We start from the raw sequence: 19,646 nt of genomic DNA on the forward strand, positions 1-19,646 counted from the left end.
CCGAATTTCGCATTGGCTTGGATTTCCTATGCCCGCAGGAGAGGAAAATGAGTGAAACAACGGAATTAGCAGTACTCGAAATTAAGCCTGAGCAAGCGCCGGCGCTTTATGTAGCGAATGGTCTAGATGCATATCTCGACCAGATTCGCGAGTTGGCCGCTGAGGTTCCTGATGTGACGACAAAGAAAGGTCGTGATCGCATCGGTTCATTGGCCCGCATGGTTGGCTCCAGCAAAAAAGCTATCGAAGAGCCGGGTCGGGCGTATCTGAAGCAGCTTAAAGAAGCCGTTAAGCCAGCGGAAGAAGAGCTGCGCCGTTTCACCCGTGAATGCGACACCATCCGAGACAAGATTCTGGCGCCACGCGCTGAGTGGGACGCTGAGCAAGACCGGATCGCAGCAGAAGAACAGATGAACGCTTGGCACGCTGAAGCGCTGGAGATGAATGCAGCGCATGACAAAGCCGCAGCTGAGAAGTTTGAATCTGACCATGAGCTGGCTTTGCTTATGAATAAGGATTTTGACCGCGAGCGCGAGGAAGCGAGAGCCGAAGCTGAGCGGCAGCGCATAGCCCATGAAGATGAGATTAAGCGTCAGGCTATTGAGCAAGAGCGCATCGAAGCCGAACAAAAGCAGCAACGTGAGCGCGATGAGGCTGCGCGCCGAGAGCGTGAATTGCAGGATCGCGCAGAGCAAGAAAAGCGCGATCGCATTGCTAATGAGCAGCGCCTGGAGCAAGAGAAGCAGGAAGCCATTGAGGAAGAGCAGCGGAAAGCCCGCGAACAAGCAGATCGCATTAAACGCGAGAATGACGCCAAAGAAGCTGCCCGCCTGGCTGAAGAGAAACGCATCGCCGACGAGAATGCCCGACGCGCCGCCAATGTGCAGCATCGCAAGAACATCAACAATCAGGCGAAAGCCAACCTTATCGCTTCTGCCGGCCTTACCGAAGAGCAGGCAATTGCTGTAATCACTGCCATCGCCAAAGGCGAAGTAACGGCAATCCGCATCACCTACTGATTTAACCACTTAACCAACACCAAGGAATCACCCATGCAGACTTACGCCGTCGCTGGGGCCACCCACATGGGTGACTTCAGTTTAAACACGTCTCAATTAGACCGCATCGTTAGCCGTATTCGTTCTGGCTGGCGCTCACTTATGGACACTTTAAATCAGCCGGGGCAGCCATGAGCCAGCAGCAGACCAAGCAGTATCAGAAGCAGCAGGAAGAGCTTGAGCGCCAGCGCATGTTAGAGCGCACTCAAGATTATCCATTCATCAACCAGATGCTGAGAATGCTCGGCATGCCGGAGCGGAAATGAGCCGATTCACGTTAAGTGCGAAAGACAAAGCCGAAGTGCTACGCATCGTTGAGGCGCTTCCGGTTGAAGAGCGCGAGCATGTCGCTGAAGAAGTCGATGACTGGATGAAGAAACATCACGTCAACCCGCTGATGATGGCGGCGCAGGTAATGCTGAGCCAGCACTGCTCACAGGCGGCAATTTCCGTTCTCGACAGTAACGATGACTGGCACATCAAATTTGATGAAGTTCTCCGTGACCTATTGGTTTTCGCAGGTGAGTGCGATCGGAGCGTTAATATTTTGGTTAACAAGGTGGCCTGATGAGCAACGAAATAGCAGTAACGGCGTCAGTTCTTGCCGAAAAAGGGATTGATATTGCGACGTGGAGCGCCCTGAAGAACAGCATCTATCCGGGAGCGAAAGAAGAATCAGTGATGATGGCGCTGGATTACTGCCGGGCCCGTCAATTGGACCCACTGTTAAAACCGGTTCATCTGGTGCCGATGAGCGTTAAGGACCAAAAGAGCGGTAAAAATGAGTGGCGTGATGTTGTCATGCCTGGAATCGGCCTTTATCGCATCCAAGCCGACCGTTCCGGTGATTACGCTGGCGCTCATGAGCCAGAGTTTGGACCTGACGTAACTCAGACACTTAATGGCGTCGAAGTTACATATCCTCAGTGGTGCAAATACACCGTCAGCAAGCGCATGCCCAGCGGTGAAATCGTTGAGTTCAGCGCAAAAGAATACTGGATCGAGAACTACGCCACCGGCGGCCGCGACACCACAGCACCAAACGCGATGTGGAAGAAGCGTCCATATGGACAACTTGCTAAATGTGCTGAGGCACAGGCATTGCGCAAGGCTTGGCCGGAGATAGGTCAGCAACCTACCGCAGAAGAGATGGAAGGAAAGACACTGGAGGTTAGTGACATCCGAGATGTCTCACCACAACGGGCGCAGGAATCACAAGCGTTAATGGCAAGCGGTGACACCCTGCAGTCTATCAATGACCTCCTGATGAAGCTCGATAAGGATTGGGATAACGACTTCCTGCCCCTGTGTCGCACCATCTTCAAGCGTGATATTTACGAAGCCAGCCAGCTAACCGAAGAGGAAGCACAGAAGGGTTATAACTTTCTTCAGAAACGCGCACCGGAGGCTGCATGACGCCCGAAATAATTTTGGAGCGCACAGGGATAGACGTGCGCAGCGTTGAGCAAGGCGGAGAGGATTGGATGCGTCTTCGCCTTGGGGTTATTACTGCTTCTGAAGTATCGAATGTCATATCTAAGCCCCGCAGCGGCACGGCTTGGAGTGACATGAAAAAATCATATTTCCATACACTGATTGCTGAAGTCTGCACCGGCGTTTCGCCAGAGGTTAATGCCAAAGCCTTGGCATGGGGTAAGCAGCACGAAATGGATGCAAGGACGCTGTTTGAATTCACTTCAGGCGTGCAGGTAACGGAAGCGCCGATCATCTATAGGGACGACTCACTGCGCACAGCCTGCTCGCCTGATGGCCTTTGCAGTAATGATTTTGGTCTCGAACTGAAGTGCCCTTTCACCTCCCGCGACTTCGTTAAATTCCGCCTGGGTGGCTTCGATGCCATCAAGTCCGCATACATGGCACAGGTTCAATACAGCATGTGGGTAACCGGCAAGGATGCATGGTTCTTCGCTAACTACGACCCGCGCATGAAGCGCGAAGGCATTCACCACGTCGTTGTAGAGCGCGATGAAAAATTCATGGCTGAATTTGATACGCACGTGCCTGACTTCATCGAAAAGATGGATTTGGCGCTGGCTGAAATCGGATTCACTTTCGGCGACCAATGGAGATAGACATGCTCAAACAACCCCACTACCGCCGCAACCAACATCCGAACAGCGGCTTTAAAGAAAAGGTCGTGTGGCAACTCAGTAAAAATCCAATGACAGGGCGCGAATTAAGCGCCCTTTTTCATATGTCGCTCGGTCAGTTCAATAGCCTGATGCGTGGATGCCTGCGCGGTGAGACGGCGGTAATTGCCGCCAGCAACCCGGTGCCGGTCGATGCCTGCACCGACTACACCTACACGCTGGTCAGCACCAAGCGCACAACGCAAAAGAACCCGAAGGCGATCGTCGTTTCATGGCGAGCTTTCGGCATGGCGACAGATGACAGTCAGCGCATAAACACAGAGGCGGCACAGCGCCGCGCCAGATTAATCGACGCTGGCCTGTACCCGGTTGGCGAATGAGGGGAAAGAGTGATGAAACGTTATCCACTTTTAGTTAAGTACACCAGAAAAAGCGAAGATGAAATGGCCCGAGACTGCATGAGAGACATGACAATCGGTAAGGAATATATGGCTTACTCATCGATACAAAACCTTAACCCGGAAAGCTTCATCACTATTCCTGATGATGACAAAGGTGAACGTGTTTGTGTCCAGTTGAGCGATGGGCTGGAAATCATCAGCAAGGGAGCCACCCATGACTAACCAGCAACTAAAAGCACATTGCGAAGACTTTATCGCCAATCCGCAAGACCATCTGGATTGGGTGGTGGATATGGCGAGAGTGGCGCTGGCGAGTCTTAGCGCGAGTAACTGGGTTTATGTTCGCTTTACAGACCGAAGCAAAAACCAGTGCATGAAATGCAAAATCGCATGGACCGATGGGCGCAATAGTGTCATCTACGACGACGAAGGCGGTCCAATGCTTATCTCAAACAATGGATTCGAGCGAATCAGCCTGAACGGAGTGACATCATGATGACCGAAGAGCAATTAATCGACCGCATTTGCCTGACGTGCGTCGATGTTCGTCATGCAGCCACCGATGAGAGTGCGCAGAAATTTATCAACGACATTCGGGGCTTGGCGGAGCAACTTGCAGCACTCACCCAACCTGCAAGCCCGGCTTTGAAGTTGCCTGATGATGCTAGGCGATCTCTAAATCTGGCTTTGCAGGCGATGGAATTCATGGGCGACACGCTTAACAACCTTGACGCCGTTTGCCCGGAGGACGTGGAGTTTGTTACTCCAGCATTCAACGCAGTCAGGTCAATCCTAGCGGATGCAGCACCCTCCGCCCCACACACAGCACCAATAGAGCCTATATGTGCCACAGGTGGTGCAGAGTGGGTGAAATGTAGCGAGCGGATGCCTGATGATGACACTCTTTGCCTTGGTATCGATGCTGACGGCGTCATATGGACAATGCATTACGATTGCGGCGAGCTAGTAACGGATACGTACAGAACCGCCCCGCCCGACATCACTCACTGGATGTTGCTTCCTGAACCTCCAGCACTTCCCCTCTGACACCATAGCGATATACTCCATCCAGGAGGATTCGCCATGTCACACAACTTAGCAGCACGCAGCAGAGAAGAGCGCGACAAGATAAACGTCGATTAAGCAGCGTCAGGAGTTGCATTCAAAGAGCGTATGAATCTGCCGGTTATCGCTATGGAAGTTGAGATGCAGCAGCCGGTGCAGTGGCGAGAATACTTTCAGGATAGGTTAAAGTTTTACCGACAGGAGTCGATGAAATTTCCACGGGGATCGGACCCGGTATATATGAAGGAGGATAAGTAAGCTGTGAAATGGATTTTAATATCAATGATTACGGTATCGGGTGCTGCTATTGCGGGCGATCAAGCCTTTTATACTCCAGAGGTTCGTTGCTTGAATGATCACACGATACCCTACATAACGTCAGATATCCCGGCACAGAAGGTAGTTGATGAAGCTTATGTGAAGTGCAAGCCTCAATTAGATGCCTGGATGAAATTGCAAGAGCCGCTACCTGATGAAATGAAACACAGCATGCGCAAAGAGTTGTATGACTTTTACATCAGGATGATTGAAATACGAAGAAGGCATGAAGCTAAGAAAACCGCAGAAGCCGCCCACTGAGGCGGTTTTTTATTGCCTATAGGAAACCGAAATGACACATCCAGATCCGATAGATGAAGCAGCAGAACTTGAGCAGAGAATGATTGAGATAGCGCTGGCCAACAGAGAAAGGCCGAGCATGACGTTCACCGGCGCCTGCCATTACTGCGGCGAGAAAGTGGATAAGGGCTTCTTCTGCTGCCCTGAATGCAAAGATGATTATGAGCGCATTGAGCGGGCTCAGCAGCACAGAAAGGTGGCATGACGCCGCAGACTGAAAACGCGTTAAGGGCCGTAGCGCGTAAGTGCAGAACGGAAATACTCACCGCCATTGACGGCAAGCCCAAATCAGAGCACGACCGCATCATCACCACACTTCTTGATAAACACGCCAAAACCATAAACTGCCTGCCGCCAAATACGTTCCGGCCCAAAGCCTGGCTGGTTCACTACGTGCGTCAGATTGAAAAGGAGTTGAGGCAGTGAATGACCACCACCTGCGAAGACATCACCCCGGCTGAGGTCATCATCGATTTCAGCCTTCTCGCTGCAGTAATCATCGCTTTTATCCTCGGCAAACCACCTAAGGAGTGAGTGTGGCTATATGTTCACATTTGCTCTGATTGGGTGGGATTGTTGCTATATACCGACATCATGAAAACTTGCGTTAATTTGCGCTCAAAACCTGGTAAAACGTTCCGGAGGTAAAATGGCAAAGCTAATTAATCTGCTTGAGTGGGCAAATGTGACTTACTCAAAGCCACCTTCTCTTTCAACACTCCGCCGCTGGGTGCGTGAGGGTAGAATTTACCCATGCCCCGAATTGCACGGCAGAGAGTACATGCTTGAGCCGGACTCGATTTATGTCGATCCACGCAAAAGCAAAATGGTTCGAAAACCCGCACATCAAAAACCACCCAGAAAGGGGTCTCTGCTGGAGAAGTTAAAACATGTCGAACAGGCCGGAACGGTACGACGCTAATCTGCCAAGGAACCTGACATACCGCAAAACCAGACAGAGTTATTACTGGCGAAATCCGGTTACGGGGCAGGAGCTCTCGCTGGGACGCATATCGCGCAGGGAGGCAGTATCGCAGGCGATCGAAGCCAACAGCTATATTGAGGAAAACTACCTTCCATCCGCACTTCTCGACAGATTGAAGGAGGCGCCCACATTTACCTTTAGCAAATGGCTGGAGCGTTACAGTGTCATTCTGGAGCGACGGCAGCTCAAGCCTAACACCATGAAAATCCGATCCAACCAACTATCCACCCTTCAGCATGAGTTCGGCCGCAAAGCTATCGAGGCCATCACTACCAGAGACATAGCCGTATTCCTTGAAACGTATGTCGAATGTGGAAAGAGAAGCATGGCGGTTGCACTCCGATCATTGCTGTTGGACGTTTTTCGAGAGGCTGTCGTTGAAGGTGTGATTGATCGCAATCCAGCGGAACCCACCAAGACGCCAGCGCCAGAAGTTAAGCGAGAGAGGATGACAATCGAGCAGTTCATTGCAATAAGGTCTGCTGCTGAAGAGATTGGTGGCTGGCTGGGGTCGGCGATGAACCTCGCATTATTGACAGGGCAGCGACGCGAAGATATCTCACGGATGACGTTCAGCGACGTTCGGGAGGATCGGCTTTTCATTACTCAAGGCAAGACCGGCCATATGTTAGCCGTTCCATTAACTCTGACATTGCAAGCAGTTGGAATCAACCTGGAAGGCGTCATTGAGAAATGCCGGGCAGGCAACCCATCCGATCACATCATTTATTCATCGGTGAGGAAAGGAGGAAGGAAGCCGGGTCCAGTTATGCCAGACGCCATCACAAGTGCTTTTGCTGAAGCGAGGGAATTAAGCGGCATACAGTTCGGCAATAACCCGCCCTCTTTTCACGAAATCAGAAGCCTTGCAAGTCGGCTTTATGCCGTAGAAAATGGAGAGGATTTCGCTCAAAGGTTGCTCGGACATAAAAACATGTCGATGACCAAAAAGTATTTAGATTCGCGCGGTCAGGAATACGTGATGATTTAAACCGGATATCATATTTTCGGACAAAATTCGGACATTTTCGGACGAGTGATTATATTTCGTTATAAATCAAACACATAAAAAAAGACCGAATACGATTCCTATATTCGGTCCAGGGAAATGGCTCTTTGAGAGCCGTGCGCTAAAAGTTGGCATTTTTGCAGGCGAGGACGCCTTGCCATTTAAAGGTAGACCAGGATTGCTGGTTTTCCAGCCAATCGTGCGGTTTGGTCGCGAAAGGTGACAACTCTGTGATCGTGCAGACAGATCGAAGAAGCAAGCGTAGCGGCAGAAATGTGCGCTACGCCTGAAAAATAAGGGGGATTACTTACCGCACAGTTGCTGGGCGCGATCGATGATCGGCTGCAGACTCATTTTTTGGCCTGGATGGGCTTTATCAACCGCGACGATGGTATCGATGGATTGCAGCGTGCCCTGCCCGGCAGTTTTGCGCGCAAAGGCTTTATCGTTGAGCGGATACTGCAACAAAGTGCCCGGATTAATCGCGAACAGCGCGCCGTCTTTCTCGCAGGTCAACATCACCTCTTCGCGGGTGAAGGGCCATTTGTCTTTTCCAATCTCAAAACGGCTGACGGTAATAATCTGTGCCGCCATCGCCTGGCTGCACAGCGCCATCAATACGCAAGCTGGAATCAGTTTCTTCAGCAAAATATCGACCTCATTTCATCTTCTTGAATGACACATTCAGGCCGGTGACAGCGTGGCAAACACGCTCACCAACCCAATTACAATAATGGCCAGCAGCAGCTCAAGCTGCGTCAGGCGAATAAACAGATGCGCTGCGTTACTGGCTGCCAGGCGAAAGCGCGGCACCAGCAGATAGCGATTGGTCAGCGCAATAGCGATCATCAGCATGACCAGCAGCACTTTCACCACCAGCAGCTCGCTCCACGGCGTGGCTTGCCAATGCAACGGCGAACCGGCAATCAGCACGCTATTTATGATGCCCGTCAGCAGCGCGAGCGCCACCGCCAGGTGGCCGTAACGCGAGAAGCGCATCATGCAGCGAATCGCATCGGTGCGAAAAGCAATCTGCCGCGCTTCACGCATCAGCAATAACAGCGGCAGTAATCCGCCCGCCCAGAATGCAGCCGCAATCAAATGCAGCGCGTGATTGCCTTGTTGCAGCAATCCGGGCCAGCCATCGCGCATCGCGGCGTGGCCAACACCGGCTAGAGCCACCAACTGCAACAGGCCGCTGCACAGCAGCAGATTTTGCCGCAGTGTGCCACGCAGCAGTAGCGCCAACGTGCTCAGCAGTGCGAAAGCGATTTCCCAACGCCAAACCTGGCCGAAGCGCGTGCTGAGAACCGCCTGCCAGGTTGCGCTATCACTGACATTTCGCCAGTCGCCGCTCATCAAGCCGGTTTGCGTTGCCAGCATCAACAGGGCGCTGAACAAACTCAACAGCGCGCTGGTATGTAAAATTAAACCTAAACGCTGTGATAGCAGCGGACGATAGCGGCGCGGCGCCAGCAGCGCGGTATAGAAGGCGCTACCGGCGAGCAGCAGCACCGACATAAAATGCAGCGCCCGCAGGCCAATCCACAACGTGCTCAAACTCATCAGTCACTTCACGCTGAAGGTGTAGCTACCTTTGGTTTTATGCCCATCAACGGACAGCACATGCCAGTTCACCTGATAGTTGCCCGACGGCAGCGGCTGGCTGATCGGCACAATCAGCTGATCGTGTTGTTTATCGTTGAGTTTGGCTTTCCCGACGGCTACCGGTTGATGTTGTGCATTGAGCACATCCACGCCACTGAATGCCGCTTCAACATCTTCGGTAAAGGTCAGCGTTAAATTCTGCGGGGAGGTTTCCACCACCGCTTTGTCGGCTGGGACCGGGGTTTTCAGGTGAGCATGCGCCATGGCAACCTGGCTGAAGGCCAGCGTTGATGACGCCAGAAGTAGCGCGACGACAGAGTTGAACGCAGTTTTCTTCATGACTTCTTCCCTTTTAAATGCGGCAAACCACCGCAAACGTGGCAGCAGGATACGCCGCCGATCCGCAGGTGTCGAGACTTGCGGTGCGATCCAATCCGCTTGATCCCAGGGTCCGAAACCATTACTTTTGCCCCTGTTTATCAGGAGAAAAGCATGAGCCAAAACCTTGCCCTGCTCTCGCAGGAAGAGAAAGACAAAGTCAATGTCGATCTGGCCGCCGCGGGCGTTGCATTTAAAGAGCGCTACAATATGCCGGTGATTGCCGAAATGGTTGAACGCGAGCAACCCGAAGCGCTGCGTGACTGGTTTCGTCAGCGCTTAATGAACTATCGCCAGGCTTCGCTTAGCCTGTCGCGCCTGCCCTACGAACCTAAGCAGAAGTAATTTATGTTACGTGTTATTGATACCGAAACCTGCGGCCTGCAGGGCGGCGTGGTGGAAGTGGCATCGGTGGATGTCATTGATGGCCAGATCGTCAATCCGATGAGCGACTTAATCTGCCCGGATCGCCCAATCAGTCGTCAGGCGATGGCGGTACATCGCATTACGGAAGCGATGGTGGTGGGCAAACCCACTATCGAAGAAGCGATTGGCCGCTATCATGGCAGTCCGCATTACGTGGCGCACAACGCCAGTTTTGATCGCCGCATGTTGCCCACTATGCCGGGCGAATGGATCTGCACCATGACGCTGGCGCGTCAGCTGTGGCCAGGCATTAAATATGGCAATCAGGCACTGCGCCACAGCCTGAAGCTGGATGTCACACCACCGGCCGAACTGCACGCGCACCGCGCATTGTATGACTGCTACGTTACCGCTGCGCTGCTGATCCGCATTATGGAAACCTCCGGCTGGAACGCCGAGCAGATGGCGAATTTATGCCAGCCCGCGCCCGTGAGCGGCGATGTATTCCCGTTCGGCAAATATCGCGGTCAGAGTATTGGCAGCATTGCGCGGAAAGATCCCGGCTATCTGCGTTGGGTGCTGGAAAATGTGCGCGATTTGCGCCCACCGTTAAGGCAGGCGCTGCGCAAGTACGTGAAGAGCGATCAGTAATCGACGCGGTCTGGTAAGCTGCCCTGCGCCAGGCCGATCAGAAAGGTGAACTCCTGCGCCACACCTTCATACGCTTTGAAACGCCCCGATTTGCCGCCGTGGCCAGAATCCATCTCGGTGCAAAGCAACAGCAGCGAATCGTTGGTTTTCAGCTCGCGCAGTTTCGCCACCCACTTAGCCGGTTCCCAATACTGCACCTGCGAATCGTGCAGGCCGGTGGTGACCAGCAAATGCGGATAGGCTTTGGCCTCGATGTTGTCATACGGGCTGTATTGGCGAATGGTGTGATAGAACTCCGCCTGTTCGGGATTGCCCCACTCATCGTATTCGCCGGTGGTCAGCGGAATCGTCGGATCGAGCATCGTCGTCACCACATCGACAAACGGCACCTGCGCCACCACGCCGTGGAACAGATCCGGTGCCATGTTCACCACGCCGCCCATCAGTAGTCCTCCTGCGCTGCCGCCCATTGCGTAGAGTTGCTGCCGATGACCGTAACCTTTCGCCACCAGCGCTTCGGTGACATCAATAAAATCAGTGAAGCTGTTAATTTTATTCTTCAGGCGGCCACCGTCATACCATTGCTGGCCGAGCTCGCCGCCGCCGCGCACGTGAATTATCGCGTAGACAAAGCCGCGCTCCAGCAAGCTGATGCGGCTGGTGCCAAAGCTGGCATCCATGCTGCTGCCGTAAGCGCCGTAACCGTACACCAGCAACGGATTGTTGCCGCGCTGGAAATGCTTGTGGTGATAGACCAGCGAAACCGGAACTTCGGTCCCATCGCGCACCGTGATCCACAGATGCTCGCTTTTGTAATCCTCAGATTTGAAGCCCGGCACCGGCGTGCGCTTCAGCACGCGACGATCGCCGGTTTCCATGTTCAGTTCAAACAAGGTGGTCGGCGTGGTCATTGAAGAGTAGCCGTAGCGCAAGGTGTCGCTTTCCGGCGAAGGATTGTAGGCAAGCCAGGTGACATAGGCGGGATCGTCGAAGGCGATACCAAAGCTTTCGCCGCTCTCCCAGTTTATCTGCCGCAAGGTGTTGACGCCGTGCTGACGCTCTTCGACTACCAGCCAATGGCGGAACAGCTGGAAATCTTCCAGCACCACGTTGTCACGCGCCGGGATCAGCGATTGCCAGCGCGCTTCTGCCAGCCACGCGCTGCGATAGAGGCCGAAATTTTTGCCGTCACGATTTGAACGGATGTAGAACTGATGATTGTAGTGATCGATGCTGTATTCGTGGTCGCGGCGACGCGGACAAAAGGTTTGTGGCTGCGCATCCGGATATTCGGCATCGATCAGCAAAATCTCGCTGGTGTTGGTGCTGTACAACGCAATCAGAATGAAGTGCTCGGAAGTGGTTTTGTGCACGCTGAGGTGGAAAGAGTCATCATTCTCTTCATACACCAGCTGATCGTCAGATTGCGGATGTCCCAGTTCATGACGCCACACCTGATACGCCAGCAGCGTTTTCGGATGCTTACGCACGTAATAGAGCGTGCGGGAATCGTTGGCCCAGGCCACGCTGGATGACGCATTAGTCAGCACTTCCGGATACCAGCTGCCGCTCTGCAGATTACGGAAGCGAATGCCGTATTGGCGGCGCGACAGGAAGTCTTCCGCTAAGGCCATCACCTGATTGTCCGGCGTAATCGCCAGCGCGCCCATGGTGTAAAAATCACTGTGCGCGGCGCGTTGGTTACCATCAAGCAACAGCTGCCACGGCTCATCAGCTGGCGCGTCTACTGGCTGACGGAAATAAGCCGGATACTCATTGCCCACTTCATAGCGGCTTTGATAGCGATAACCGTTTTTCGCATAGGGCACCGAGTGATCCTGCGGCGGAATACGGTCGACGATCTCTTTCAGCACCCGTTCCTGCAGCGGATTCTGCGACGCCATCATCGCACGGCCGTAATCATTCTCGGCGTGCAGATGGGCCAGCACCTCTGGATTTTCGCGGTCGTCATCACGTAACCAGTGATAATTATCGATGCGCGTTTCACCGTGCAGCTTCATGGCATGGGGAATTTTTTTCGCGTGTGGCTGATTCATTAGGCTCTTCTCCCTGAAGGACAACATTCAGCAAGCGTGGCACTAATCGTGCGCGATGCCAAGCTGCACGCAGCATCACTTTACGCAGGGTAAGCCAAACATGAAAAGCGAAGGCTGCGGATGCAACCTTCGAACGGGATTAGGCGGCTTTTTCCGCGTCGATATCGCGCTGGATACCGTCGCGCACATCCTGGGGAATTTTCAGCGCATCGCCGAGCGCGGAGAGATAGCTGCGCTCCATAAAGTGGTCGACATCAATGGCTGCGCAGCTGAGGAAATAGAGTTCCAGCGCCTCTTCTTCGTTTTTGACATCGGCGGCCAGCCAGTTGGGATCGAGCGGGCGATTCATCGCCTGCTGAATCAGCGCTTCGGCTTGTGCGCCGTAGCCGGCCTGCTGGATGTTTTGCTCAATTGCGGCACGCTCTTGATCGTCAATATGACCATCACTTTTCGCCGCGAACACCAGCGCCGTGACTAGCCGCTCTGCGCGTTGATCCATCGGCGTTTGCAACTGGCCGAAGCCCGCATCGTCCTGATGGGTTTCACGTATGCGCTGTTTGTACTTGCTCCACAGCAGTGCGCCCGCCGCCGCGCCGCCGCCCAACAGCAAGGCTTTGCCACCATATTTGGTCAGTAGCTTACGCGTGGATTTGCTGCCGACCAGGAATCCCGCCAGTCCGCCCAATGCGCCGGGTGCCAGCATGTCACTCAAGCCGCCCGACTTTCCGTTACCGCCCTTTTTCGCCAGCACCGATTGAATTTGCTGCAACCAATTGCTCATCGTTTAACTCCTGTTTAATTTTCCGTTCTCCATGCTGCCGCAGGCTGTGTCAGTTAACGTCAGAGCGGGAAAAGTATGGCAAACCTGATCGTGGCGAAAGCGTGAGTACGCAAACGTTTTCGTTTATACTGCGCGCGCATTTTGACTGCTAAGGTGAAATTATGACGACTCTTGGAACCGCGCTGCGCCCTGCCGCTACGCGTGTCATGCTGTTAGGTTCAGGCGAATTAGGCAAAGAAGTGGCACTCGAGTGCCAGCGTCTTGGTGTGGAAGTGATCGCGGTGGATCGTTACGCCGATGCCCCGGCGATGCACGTGGCGCATCGCAGCTATGTGATCAACATGCTGGACGGCGACGCGCTGGCCGCACTGATTGCTCAGGAAAAGCCGCACTTCGTGGTGCCAGAAATTGAAGCCATCGCCACCGAAAAACTGCTGGAGCTGGAAGCGCAAGGTCAGAAAGTGGTGCCGACTGCACGCGCCGCACGTCTGACCATGAACCGCGAAGGCATTCGCCGTCTGGCGGCGGAAGAGTTGTCGTTACCGACCTCGACTTACCAGTTTGCTGACAGCAAAGAGAATTTTGTGGCCGCGGCTGAGACGATTGGATTCCCGTGCATCGTTAAGCCGGTGATGAGCTCATCCGGTAAAGGCCAGAGCTTTATTCGCGAAGCCAGCCAGCTGGACAAAGCCTGGGATTATGCGCAGCAAGGCGGACGTGCCGGTGCGGGCCGCGTGATCGTTGAAGGCGTGGTGAAGTTTGATTTCGAAATCACCCTGCTGACCATCAGCGCGGTAGATGGCATTCACTTCTGTGCGCCGATTGGTCATCGTCAGGAAGATGGCGATTATCGTGAATCCTGGCAGCCGCAGCAGATGAGTGAACTGGCGTTGCAACGCGCGCAGGATATCGCCGCTAACGTGGTGAAAGCACTCGGTGGATACGGCTTGTTTGGCGTGGAGCTGTTCGTGTGTGGTGATGAAGTGGTGTTCAGCGAAGTGTCGCCGCGTCCGCATGATACCGGCATGGTCACGCTGATCTCGCAGGATCTCTCCGAGTTCGCGCTGCATGTGCGTGCCTTCCTCGGTCTGCCAATTGGCGGCATTCGTCAATACGGTCCCGCCGCGTCGGCAGTGATTTTGCCTGAGCTGAATAGCCAGAACGTCGTGTTCGGGAATATCGAAGCCGCGCTGGGTGCTGGATTGCAGCTGCGCCTGTTTGGTAAGCCGGAAATCGCCGGTCAGCGCCGTTTGGGTGTGGCTTTGGCAACCGGTGAAAACACCGATGACGCTATCGCGCGCGCCGTGGGCAGTGCGGCAGCGGTGAAAGTTGAAGGTTAAGTGTGCTCGCCATTAATGGCGTTATGCCGCTCAATTAAGCAATAAATTGCAGATGTATGAAGGTGCGCATGAATGCGCACCCTACAAAAAAACCGCCACATTACCGTAGGGTCGCCATTTATGGCGACCGATAAACACCGTTATACGCGAGCGCCTTCAACCGCTTCACGCGCCAGACGTGTAATACGATCCCAGTCACCACTTTCCAGCGCATCATTCGGTACCAGCCACGAACCGCCAATGCACAGCACGCTTTTCAGCGCCAGATAGTCACGGTAGTTGGCTGGCGAGATGCCGCCGGTTGGGCAGAAACGCACCTGCGGGAATGGACCGCCAATCGCTGATAATGCTTTCACGCCACCATTGGCTTCCGCCGGGAAGAATTTGAACTCACGCAGGCCGTAATCCATGCCGGTCATCAGTTCTGAAACCGTGCTGATACCTGGAATTAATGGCACCGGACCTTCAACCGCGGCTTTCAGCAGCGATTCCGTCAATCCTGGGCTGATGACAAACTGCGCACCGGCGTCTGTCACTTCTTTCAATTGCTGGGTATTGATCACCGTGCCCGCACCGACAATCGCTTCCGGTACTTCTTTAATCATTGCACGCAGCGCGTCCATCGCCACCGGCGTCCGCAGCGTAACTTCCAGCACGCGCACACCGCCAGCCACCAGCGCTTTCGCCATCGGCACGGCGTGTTCCAGCTTGTTCACCACGATGACCGGCACGACCGGGCCAGTTTTCAGGATCTGTTCAGCACTTGTTTTCCAGTTTTTCATCACGTTTCCTTAGTTGCATCAGCCCGGCGTACAGCCACGCTGTCAATAATTGGGCTCTACCATACAAGATCGGCTGGAGCGGCGTCCATCGGATATCAAAATTTTTTGAAACTCAGGTTCACTTTTAAGAAAAATGAATTTTGGACGAAAAAAAGCCCGCACATTTGGCGGGCTCAGCATTAGGTCTTTATTCGAACTCGTTCCAGGAACGGCCATCGCGGGTAATCATCGCGACAGAGGCAACCGGTCCCCATGTCCCCGCCTGATACGGCTTCGGCGCTTCGGCATCGGCGTTCCAGGCATCAATGATCGAATCCACCCAGCCCCACGCCGCTTCAACTTCATCACGACGCACAAACAGCGCCTGAATGCCGCGCATGGTTTCCAGCAGCAGACGTTCGTATGCATCGGCCAGATGCGACTGGTTGAAGGTTTCGGAGTAGCTCAGATCCAGCTTGGTGGTTTGCAGTTTATGCTTGTGGTCGAGTCCCGGCACTTTGTTCAGGATTTCGATATCCACGCCTTCGTCCGGCTGCAGACGAATGGTCAGCTTGTTCTGCGGCAGTTCAGCATACGAATCCTTAAACAGGTTCATCTCAGGATTTTTGAAGTACACCACCACTTCAGAGCATTTAGTTGGCAAGCGCTTGCCGGTACGCAGATAGAACGGCACGCCAGCCCAACGCCAGTTATCGATATCCACGCGGATAGCAACGAAGCTTTCCGTGGCGCTCTGCTTGTTAGCGCCCTCTTCTTCCAGATAACCTGGCACTTTCTTGCCCTGCACAAAGCCGGCGGTGTACTGACCACGTACGGTTTTTTCGCGCACATTGGTTTGATCGATACGGCGCAGTGAGCGCAGCACTTTCACTTTCTCATCACGAATTGCATCTGCGCTCAGATCGGACGGCGGCGACATGGCAATCATGGTGAGGATCTGCAACAGGTGGTTCTGGATCATGTCACGCATCTGGCCGGCTTTGTCGAAGTAACCCCAACGGCCTTCGATGCCCACCTCTTCCGCCACGGTGATCTGCACGTGATCGATGGTGCGGTTATCCCAATTGTTGACGAAGATGGAGTTGGCAAAACGCAGCGCCAGCAGGTTGAGCACCGTCTCTTTACCGAGATAGTGGTCAATACGGAAAACCTGGCCTTCTTCAAAATATTTGCCGACGCTGTCATTGATCTCTTGCGAGGTTTCCAATGAGGTGCCGAGCGGCTTTTCCATCACCACGCGTGCCGGTTTGGCGTTCAGCTTGGCGGCGCCCAGACCGTCACAAATCGCGCCAAAGGTGCTTGGCGGCATGGCGAAGTAGTTAATGGTGACACGGTTTTTCTGGTCAAGCATTTTGCCCAGTTTGGTGAAATGCGAGGTGTCATTTACGTCGAGGTTACAGAAGTCGAGACGGCTGCTGAGGGTGTCCCACAGCGCTTCATCGATCTTCTCTTTCATGAAGGTTTCCAGCGCTTCACGTACCACTTTGGTATACGCGGCTTTATCCCAATCCGCGCGACCCACGCCAATAATGCGAGTGGTTTCATGAATCTGACCGGCTTTTTCCAGCTGATACAGTGATGGCAACAGTTTACGGCGCGCAAGATCGCCTTTGGCACCGAAAATCACCAGATCGCATGCCTGGGCTGTTTGTGTAACCGCCATTTTCCTCTCCTCGTTGCAGGATATACCCGGCTTGAGCGTTCTCATCACGCCGGGTCCTTATTGTAATTTTCTTACAGCACAATGTACGTTTTTAGCGGGTCCAGGACAACCCGGACGCAGCGTTTTGCTGGCGTTAACTGTGAACGTAATAAAGGTGTTACGTGTGTTGTAGCGTGCCATTTGAGCACATTTTCTGTTTCGATATTTGTCGTGGCAAAACACGTCAGCGATCAAAGTATCGCAAAAAATTCGCGTTTACATTTGTCCTCCGCTGCGTGCGAGGGGCTATTACACGGTATATTCTTGTGAATTGGCAGCGATTTCATTGATTGATGAACGCGGAAAAGTGATTGACGCTCATTAGGTTAAACCATGCTGGAACAGATTCAGGCGCAACTCGATGCGTTAAGCAAATCAGAACGTAAAGTCGCAGAGCAGATTCTTGCCGCGCCGCAACAGGCGATGCACTCCAGCATCGCCACGCTGGCTCGCGCCGCTGACGTCAGCGAACCGACGGTGAATCGCTTCTGCCATCGTATGGGCACGCGCGGCTTCCCTGACTTCAAATTGCAACTCGCGCAGAGCCTGGTCAAAAGCCCGAATTGGGTGAGCCGCGATGTGGAAGAAAATGACAGTGTGGAAAGTTATAGCCACAAAATTTTTGATTCCGCATTAGCCGGCCTCAGCCGCGTCCGCCAGCAACTCAACTCACAGGTGATTCGTCAGGCGGTTCAGGCGCTGTCAAACGCGCATAAAATTGCCTTTTTTGGCCTTGGTGCCTCCGCCGTGGTGGCACATGACGCCACCAATAAATTTTTGCGATTTAATCTGCCGGTCATCTGGTCAGAGGATATTGTGATCCAGCGCATGAGTTGCATAAATAGTGGTCCAAACGATGTGTTTGTTCTCATCTCACATACTGGTCGCACCAAAAATATGGTAGAACTGGCTCGCCTGGCGCGTGTAAACGCTTCCACTGTGCTGGCTATCACTTCTCCGGGTTCCCCGCTGGCGGCGGAAGCCACGCTGGCTTTGACGCTCGACGTACCCGAAGATACCGATATCTACCTGCCAATGGTTTCCCGCCTCGCACAATTAACCGTGATTGATGTTCTGGCGACAGGGTTTACCCTTGAGCGCGGCGCCGCTTTCCGTGAAAATTTGAAACGGGTGAAAGAAGCGCTGAAAGATTCACGCCTGGAGAAACAGGCGCAGGAAAATAATTAACATCACATTCACAATGTGAGTCGAATCACAGCCCATCGATCATATAGAATAGATGAACACTACGTGTCACTTGAGAGCGACACGATACTTTGCTAACGGAGTCCTTCATGTCCAGACGTCTCAGAAGGACTGAGCAGAGGGATAATCTTAGTGAGGACCCACAGAATAAGGCTCTCAGAGCACATAAGGCAAGCCCTTTGTGCCACTTCTTGTGTCACCTTTGTGTCACCCCACTGTCACCCATAGACTCTTGAGCCCCACCTTTATGTTATAACGTAACGCTAAAATAAAGACCTTCAGACCAGCTCACAGCGGGCCTACGGGGGTAAATACTCAGGAATGAATATTGAGATACCCTCTCAGATTTTTATAGCGGATTCTTAAAGAGACCATAACGATTCATTAACATCATCACTTGGAAGCCTAAATGTATACCCAATGACCAAAGCTTTTAGGCTACTAATGACCCTTATGATTAGGGTTGATATTGATAATCACCCTTCCATAAACAGGAGCTTAATGAGGACCGCTCAGGATAGCCTCAGGAGTCCATTAGAGTATGGCTTGGTGAGGGCTTGAAGAGTCTTTATGCCTTAAGGTTCTATCTTGTTAGATGATAATCATGGTCTGATAAGCCATGAGCACCCACGGCAGTGGGGAACCTCTTAAGGGTATGTTCATATAGAAGTCAATGAGTTTTCACTCTGGGATGACTTCCGGCCTCCTGTAAGAATCATAGAGTTTCCACAGTCGCCCCCTCGGGTCTTCTATGGTCAACGGATGGCCTCAATCTCCGCTCTATGCTATCCAGTCAGATAGCCTTGGTATTCTTACAGTGCTCACAGAAGTCAATCTGTAAGTCTCTCCTTTCCATCGGATAGCCGTTTGGTAAAGCTCATTAGGATGTTCATACGTCAGCCAATTGAGATTCACTCTGGGATATTTGAGGGAAGACTAAGCCTCTCCCTATAGTGATGATTTTAGAAAACACAGTTGACACTCAAGGTTTAATATGACTGACATCCCTTGCGACCATTCAGCCATGCTATGACGAACTGTATGATTGTGATGAGCAATCCTATGAGGGTCATACAGGGTCCTTAGGTCCGCTCAGGGCGCACCACAAGGCAAAGCTAAGGTAATCATCATATTCAGACGGGCTCATCCCAGAGACTCGCTTAGATAACCCATTAGCAACAAGATTAAAGCAGCGCACAGCATGGACCTTAGTGGTGTCCTCAGGAGCCATAAAGGCCCTGCGCAGATGGTCACGAGAGAAGCCTAATGACCTCAGTAAGGGCATCATCCGCCTTGTGATTGGGATAATGTAACGATTCATAGAGAGAGTCCTCCTTGGATTCTGATGGGCAGACCCTAAGGAGTTCACGCAGAATCCTTGTAGTGTTGCCGTAATTGATTAAATAGGCATCATGAAGAGGCCCGCTGTGAGCTGGCGAGCAGCTAACCTTGAGCCTCTTGAGTTGCTTACTTGGTAATACCCGGAATGGATGCAACAGGTGCAGCAGTGTAGCGGTCAACAAAAACT

27 protein-coding genes and 1 pseudogene are annotated in these 19,646 nt (G+C 53.0%); 20 read left to right on the forward strand and 8 right to left on the reverse strand.

What is annotated here, in order from left to right; translation table 11 throughout:
* Positions 1 to 47: 47 nt before the first annotated feature.
* From HX773_RS19110 to HX773_RS19180, 16 genes and pseudogenes are all read left to right on the forward strand, one after another.
* Entirely contained in the window at positions 48 to 1,019 is a 972-nt protein-coding gene (locus tag HX773_RS19110) for a hypothetical protein (protein WP_176972843.1), read from the forward strand.
* Positions 1,020 to 1,085: 66 nt separating this feature from the next.
* Entirely contained in the window at positions 1,086 to 1,193 is a 108-nt protein-coding gene (locus HX773_RS19115; protein WP_370463620.1) for a protease FtsH-inhibitory lysogeny factor CIII, read from the forward strand.
* Positions 1,190 to 1,324 (forward strand): hypothetical protein, encoded by a 135-nt coding sequence (locus HX773_RS25990; RefSeq protein WP_255351274.1) that lies wholly within the window; start codon positions 1,190 to 1,192, stop codon positions 1,322 to 1,324. The genes HX773_RS19115 and HX773_RS25990 overlap by 4 nt, the downstream gene beginning before the upstream one ends.
* Positions 1,321 to 1,626, forward strand: coding sequence for a hypothetical protein (locus tag HX773_RS19120; RefSeq protein WP_176972845.1), 306 nt, complete (start codon positions 1,321 to 1,323; stop codon positions 1,624 to 1,626). Before HX773_RS25990 ends, HX773_RS19120 begins: the two co-directional genes overlap by 4 nt.
* Positions 1,626 to 2,474, forward strand: coding sequence for a phage recombination protein Bet (gene bet, locus HX773_RS19125; RefSeq protein ID WP_176972846.1), 849 nt, complete (start codon positions 1,626 to 1,628; stop codon positions 2,472 to 2,474). The genes HX773_RS19120 and bet overlap by 1 nt, the downstream gene beginning before the upstream one ends.
* On the forward strand, positions 2,471 to 3,151 hold the full coding sequence (locus HX773_RS19130) for a lambda exonuclease family protein (RefSeq protein WP_176972847.1): 681 nt from the start codon (positions 2,471 to 2,473) through the stop codon (positions 3,149 to 3,151). The genes bet and HX773_RS19130 overlap by 4 nt, the downstream gene beginning before the upstream one ends.
* 2 nt (positions 3,152 to 3,153) lie before the next feature.
* Complete coding sequence (locus tag HX773_RS19135; protein ID WP_176972848.1) at positions 3,154 to 3,549, forward strand: hypothetical protein; 396 nt, start codon at positions 3,154 to 3,156, stop codon at positions 3,547 to 3,549.
* A gap of 12 nt (positions 3,550 to 3,561) precedes the next feature.
* A complete protein-coding gene (locus HX773_RS19140; RefSeq protein WP_176972849.1) occupies positions 3,562 to 3,792 on the forward strand; it encodes a hypothetical protein in 231 nt (76 codons plus the stop codon).
* Complete coding sequence (locus HX773_RS19145; protein WP_176972850.1) at positions 3,785 to 4,066, forward strand: hypothetical protein; 282 nt, start codon at positions 3,785 to 3,787, stop codon at positions 4,064 to 4,066. Before HX773_RS19140 ends, HX773_RS19145 begins: the two co-directional genes overlap by 8 nt.
* Entirely contained in the window at positions 4,063 to 4,617 is a 555-nt protein-coding gene (locus HX773_RS19150) for a DUF551 domain-containing protein (RefSeq protein ID WP_176972851.1), read from the forward strand. Before HX773_RS19145 ends, HX773_RS19150 begins: the two co-directional genes overlap by 4 nt.
* Before the next feature lie 36 nt (positions 4,618 to 4,653).
* A pseudogene (locus HX773_RS19155) lies at positions 4,654 to 4,893 on the forward strand (DNA polymerase III subunit theta).
* Positions 4,894 to 4,896: 3 nt separating this feature from the next.
* Positions 4,897 to 5,214, forward strand: a complete 318-nt coding sequence (locus HX773_RS19160; protein WP_370463619.1) for a hypothetical protein — start codon at positions 4,897 to 4,899, stop codon at positions 5,212 to 5,214.
* Between the two features lie 31 nt (positions 5,215 to 5,245).
* Positions 5,246 to 5,458: a hypothetical protein gene (locus tag HX773_RS19165; protein WP_176972852.1), complete on the forward strand. Its 213-nt coding sequence runs from the start codon at positions 5,246 to 5,248 to the stop codon at positions 5,456 to 5,458.
* Complete coding sequence (locus HX773_RS19170; RefSeq protein ID WP_176972853.1) at positions 5,455 to 5,679, forward strand: hypothetical protein; 225 nt, start codon at positions 5,455 to 5,457, stop codon at positions 5,677 to 5,679. The genes HX773_RS19165 and HX773_RS19170 overlap by 4 nt, the downstream gene beginning before the upstream one ends.
* A gap of 223 nt (positions 5,680 to 5,902) precedes the next feature.
* Positions 5,903 to 6,175, forward strand: a complete 273-nt coding sequence (locus tag HX773_RS19175) for an excisionase (protein ID WP_176972854.1) — start codon at positions 5,903 to 5,905, stop codon at positions 6,173 to 6,175.
* Positions 6,144 to 7,229 carry a tyrosine-type recombinase/integrase gene (locus HX773_RS19180; protein ID WP_176972855.1) on the forward strand — a complete coding sequence of 362 codons (1,086 nt, stop codon included), beginning with the start codon at positions 6,144 to 6,146 and terminating at the stop codon, positions 7,227 to 7,229. The genes HX773_RS19175 and HX773_RS19180 overlap by 32 nt, the downstream gene beginning before the upstream one ends.
* 321 nt (positions 7,230 to 7,550) lie before the next feature.
* On the opposite strand, the gene HX773_RS19185 is transcribed toward HX773_RS19180, so the two are convergent.
* From HX773_RS19185 to copC, 3 genes are read right to left on the reverse strand one after another with little or no spacing between them, the layout of a single operon-like run.
* On the reverse strand, positions 7,551 to 7,898 hold the full coding sequence (locus HX773_RS19185) for a YebY family protein (RefSeq protein ID WP_061718597.1): 348 nt from the start codon (positions 7,896 to 7,898) through the stop codon (positions 7,551 to 7,553).
* A gap of 33 nt (positions 7,899 to 7,931) precedes the next feature.
* Positions 7,932 to 8,813 (reverse strand): copper homeostasis membrane protein CopD, encoded by an 882-nt coding sequence (copD, locus tag HX773_RS19190; protein WP_176972856.1) that lies wholly within the window; start codon positions 8,811 to 8,813, stop codon positions 7,932 to 7,934.
* A gap of 3 nt (positions 8,814 to 8,816) precedes the next feature.
* Complete coding sequence (gene copC / locus HX773_RS19195; protein ID WP_110866302.1) at positions 8,817 to 9,194, reverse strand: copper homeostasis periplasmic binding protein CopC; 378 nt, start codon at positions 9,192 to 9,194, stop codon at positions 8,817 to 8,819.
* A gap of 153 nt (positions 9,195 to 9,347) precedes the next feature.
* Here copC and HX773_RS19200 point away from each other — a divergent pair, with 153 nt between their 5' ends.
* A complete protein-coding gene (locus HX773_RS19200) occupies positions 9,348 to 9,578 on the forward strand; it encodes a DNA polymerase III subunit theta (RefSeq protein ID WP_008110458.1) in 231 nt (76 codons plus the stop codon).
* Positions 9,579 to 9,581: 3 nt separating this feature from the next.
* Positions 9,582 to 10,250 (forward strand): exodeoxyribonuclease X, encoded by a 669-nt coding sequence (gene exoX / locus HX773_RS19205; protein WP_008110459.1) that lies wholly within the window; start codon positions 9,582 to 9,584, stop codon positions 10,248 to 10,250.
* Here the strand turns inward: exoX and HX773_RS19210 are convergent.
* Complete coding sequence (locus HX773_RS19210; protein WP_176972857.1) at positions 10,244 to 12,307, reverse strand: S9 family peptidase; 2,064 nt, start codon at positions 12,305 to 12,307, stop codon at positions 10,244 to 10,246. The two genes, exoX and HX773_RS19210, sit on opposite strands and share 7 nt — an antisense overlap.
* 139 nt (positions 12,308 to 12,446) lie before the next feature.
* A complete protein-coding gene (locus HX773_RS19215; RefSeq protein ID WP_176972858.1) occupies positions 12,447 to 13,088 on the reverse strand; it encodes a tellurite resistance TerB family protein in 642 nt (213 codons plus the stop codon).
* 161 nt (positions 13,089 to 13,249) lie between these two features.
* Between HX773_RS19215 and purT the strand changes: the two genes are divergently transcribed.
* The gene (purT, locus tag HX773_RS19220) at positions 13,250 to 14,428 is read left to right on the forward strand and encodes a formate-dependent phosphoribosylglycinamide formyltransferase (protein ID WP_176972859.1); all 1,179 of its coding nucleotides are present in this window, start codon (positions 13,250 to 13,252) and stop codon (positions 14,426 to 14,428) included.
* Positions 14,429 to 14,568: 140 nt separating this feature from the next.
* Here purT and HX773_RS19225 read toward each other — a convergent pair whose 3' ends face one another.
* Together HX773_RS19225 and zwf are read right to left on the reverse strand one after the other, a co-directional pair.
* Complete coding sequence (locus tag HX773_RS19225) at positions 14,569 to 15,210, reverse strand: bifunctional 4-hydroxy-2-oxoglutarate aldolase/2-dehydro-3-deoxy-phosphogluconate aldolase (protein ID WP_176972860.1); 642 nt, start codon at positions 15,208 to 15,210, stop codon at positions 14,569 to 14,571.
* Positions 15,211 to 15,397: 187 nt separating this feature from the next.
* Positions 15,398 to 16,873: a glucose-6-phosphate dehydrogenase gene (gene zwf / locus HX773_RS19230; RefSeq protein ID WP_036650196.1), complete on the reverse strand. Its 1,476-nt coding sequence runs from the start codon at positions 16,871 to 16,873 to the stop codon at positions 15,398 to 15,400.
* A gap of 372 nt (positions 16,874 to 17,245) precedes the next feature.
* Here zwf and HX773_RS19235 point away from each other — a divergent pair, with 372 nt between their 5' ends.
* Positions 17,246 to 18,100 (forward strand): MurR/RpiR family transcriptional regulator, encoded by an 855-nt coding sequence (locus HX773_RS19235; protein ID WP_176972861.1) that lies wholly within the window; start codon positions 17,246 to 17,248, stop codon positions 18,098 to 18,100.
* Positions 18,101 to 19,368: 1,268 nt separating this feature from the next.
* On the opposite strand, the gene HX773_RS25810 is transcribed toward HX773_RS19235, so the two are convergent.
* Positions 19,369 to 19,646, reverse strand: a 278-nt coding sequence (locus HX773_RS25810; protein ID WP_218168297.1) for a hypothetical protein, incomplete at its 5' end; no start/stop codon positions are given.

This window comes from Pantoea sp. B9002 (assembly GCF_013385945.1).
Taxonomy (GTDB): domain Bacteria; phylum Pseudomonadota; class Gammaproteobacteria; order Enterobacterales; family Enterobacteriaceae; genus Pantoea.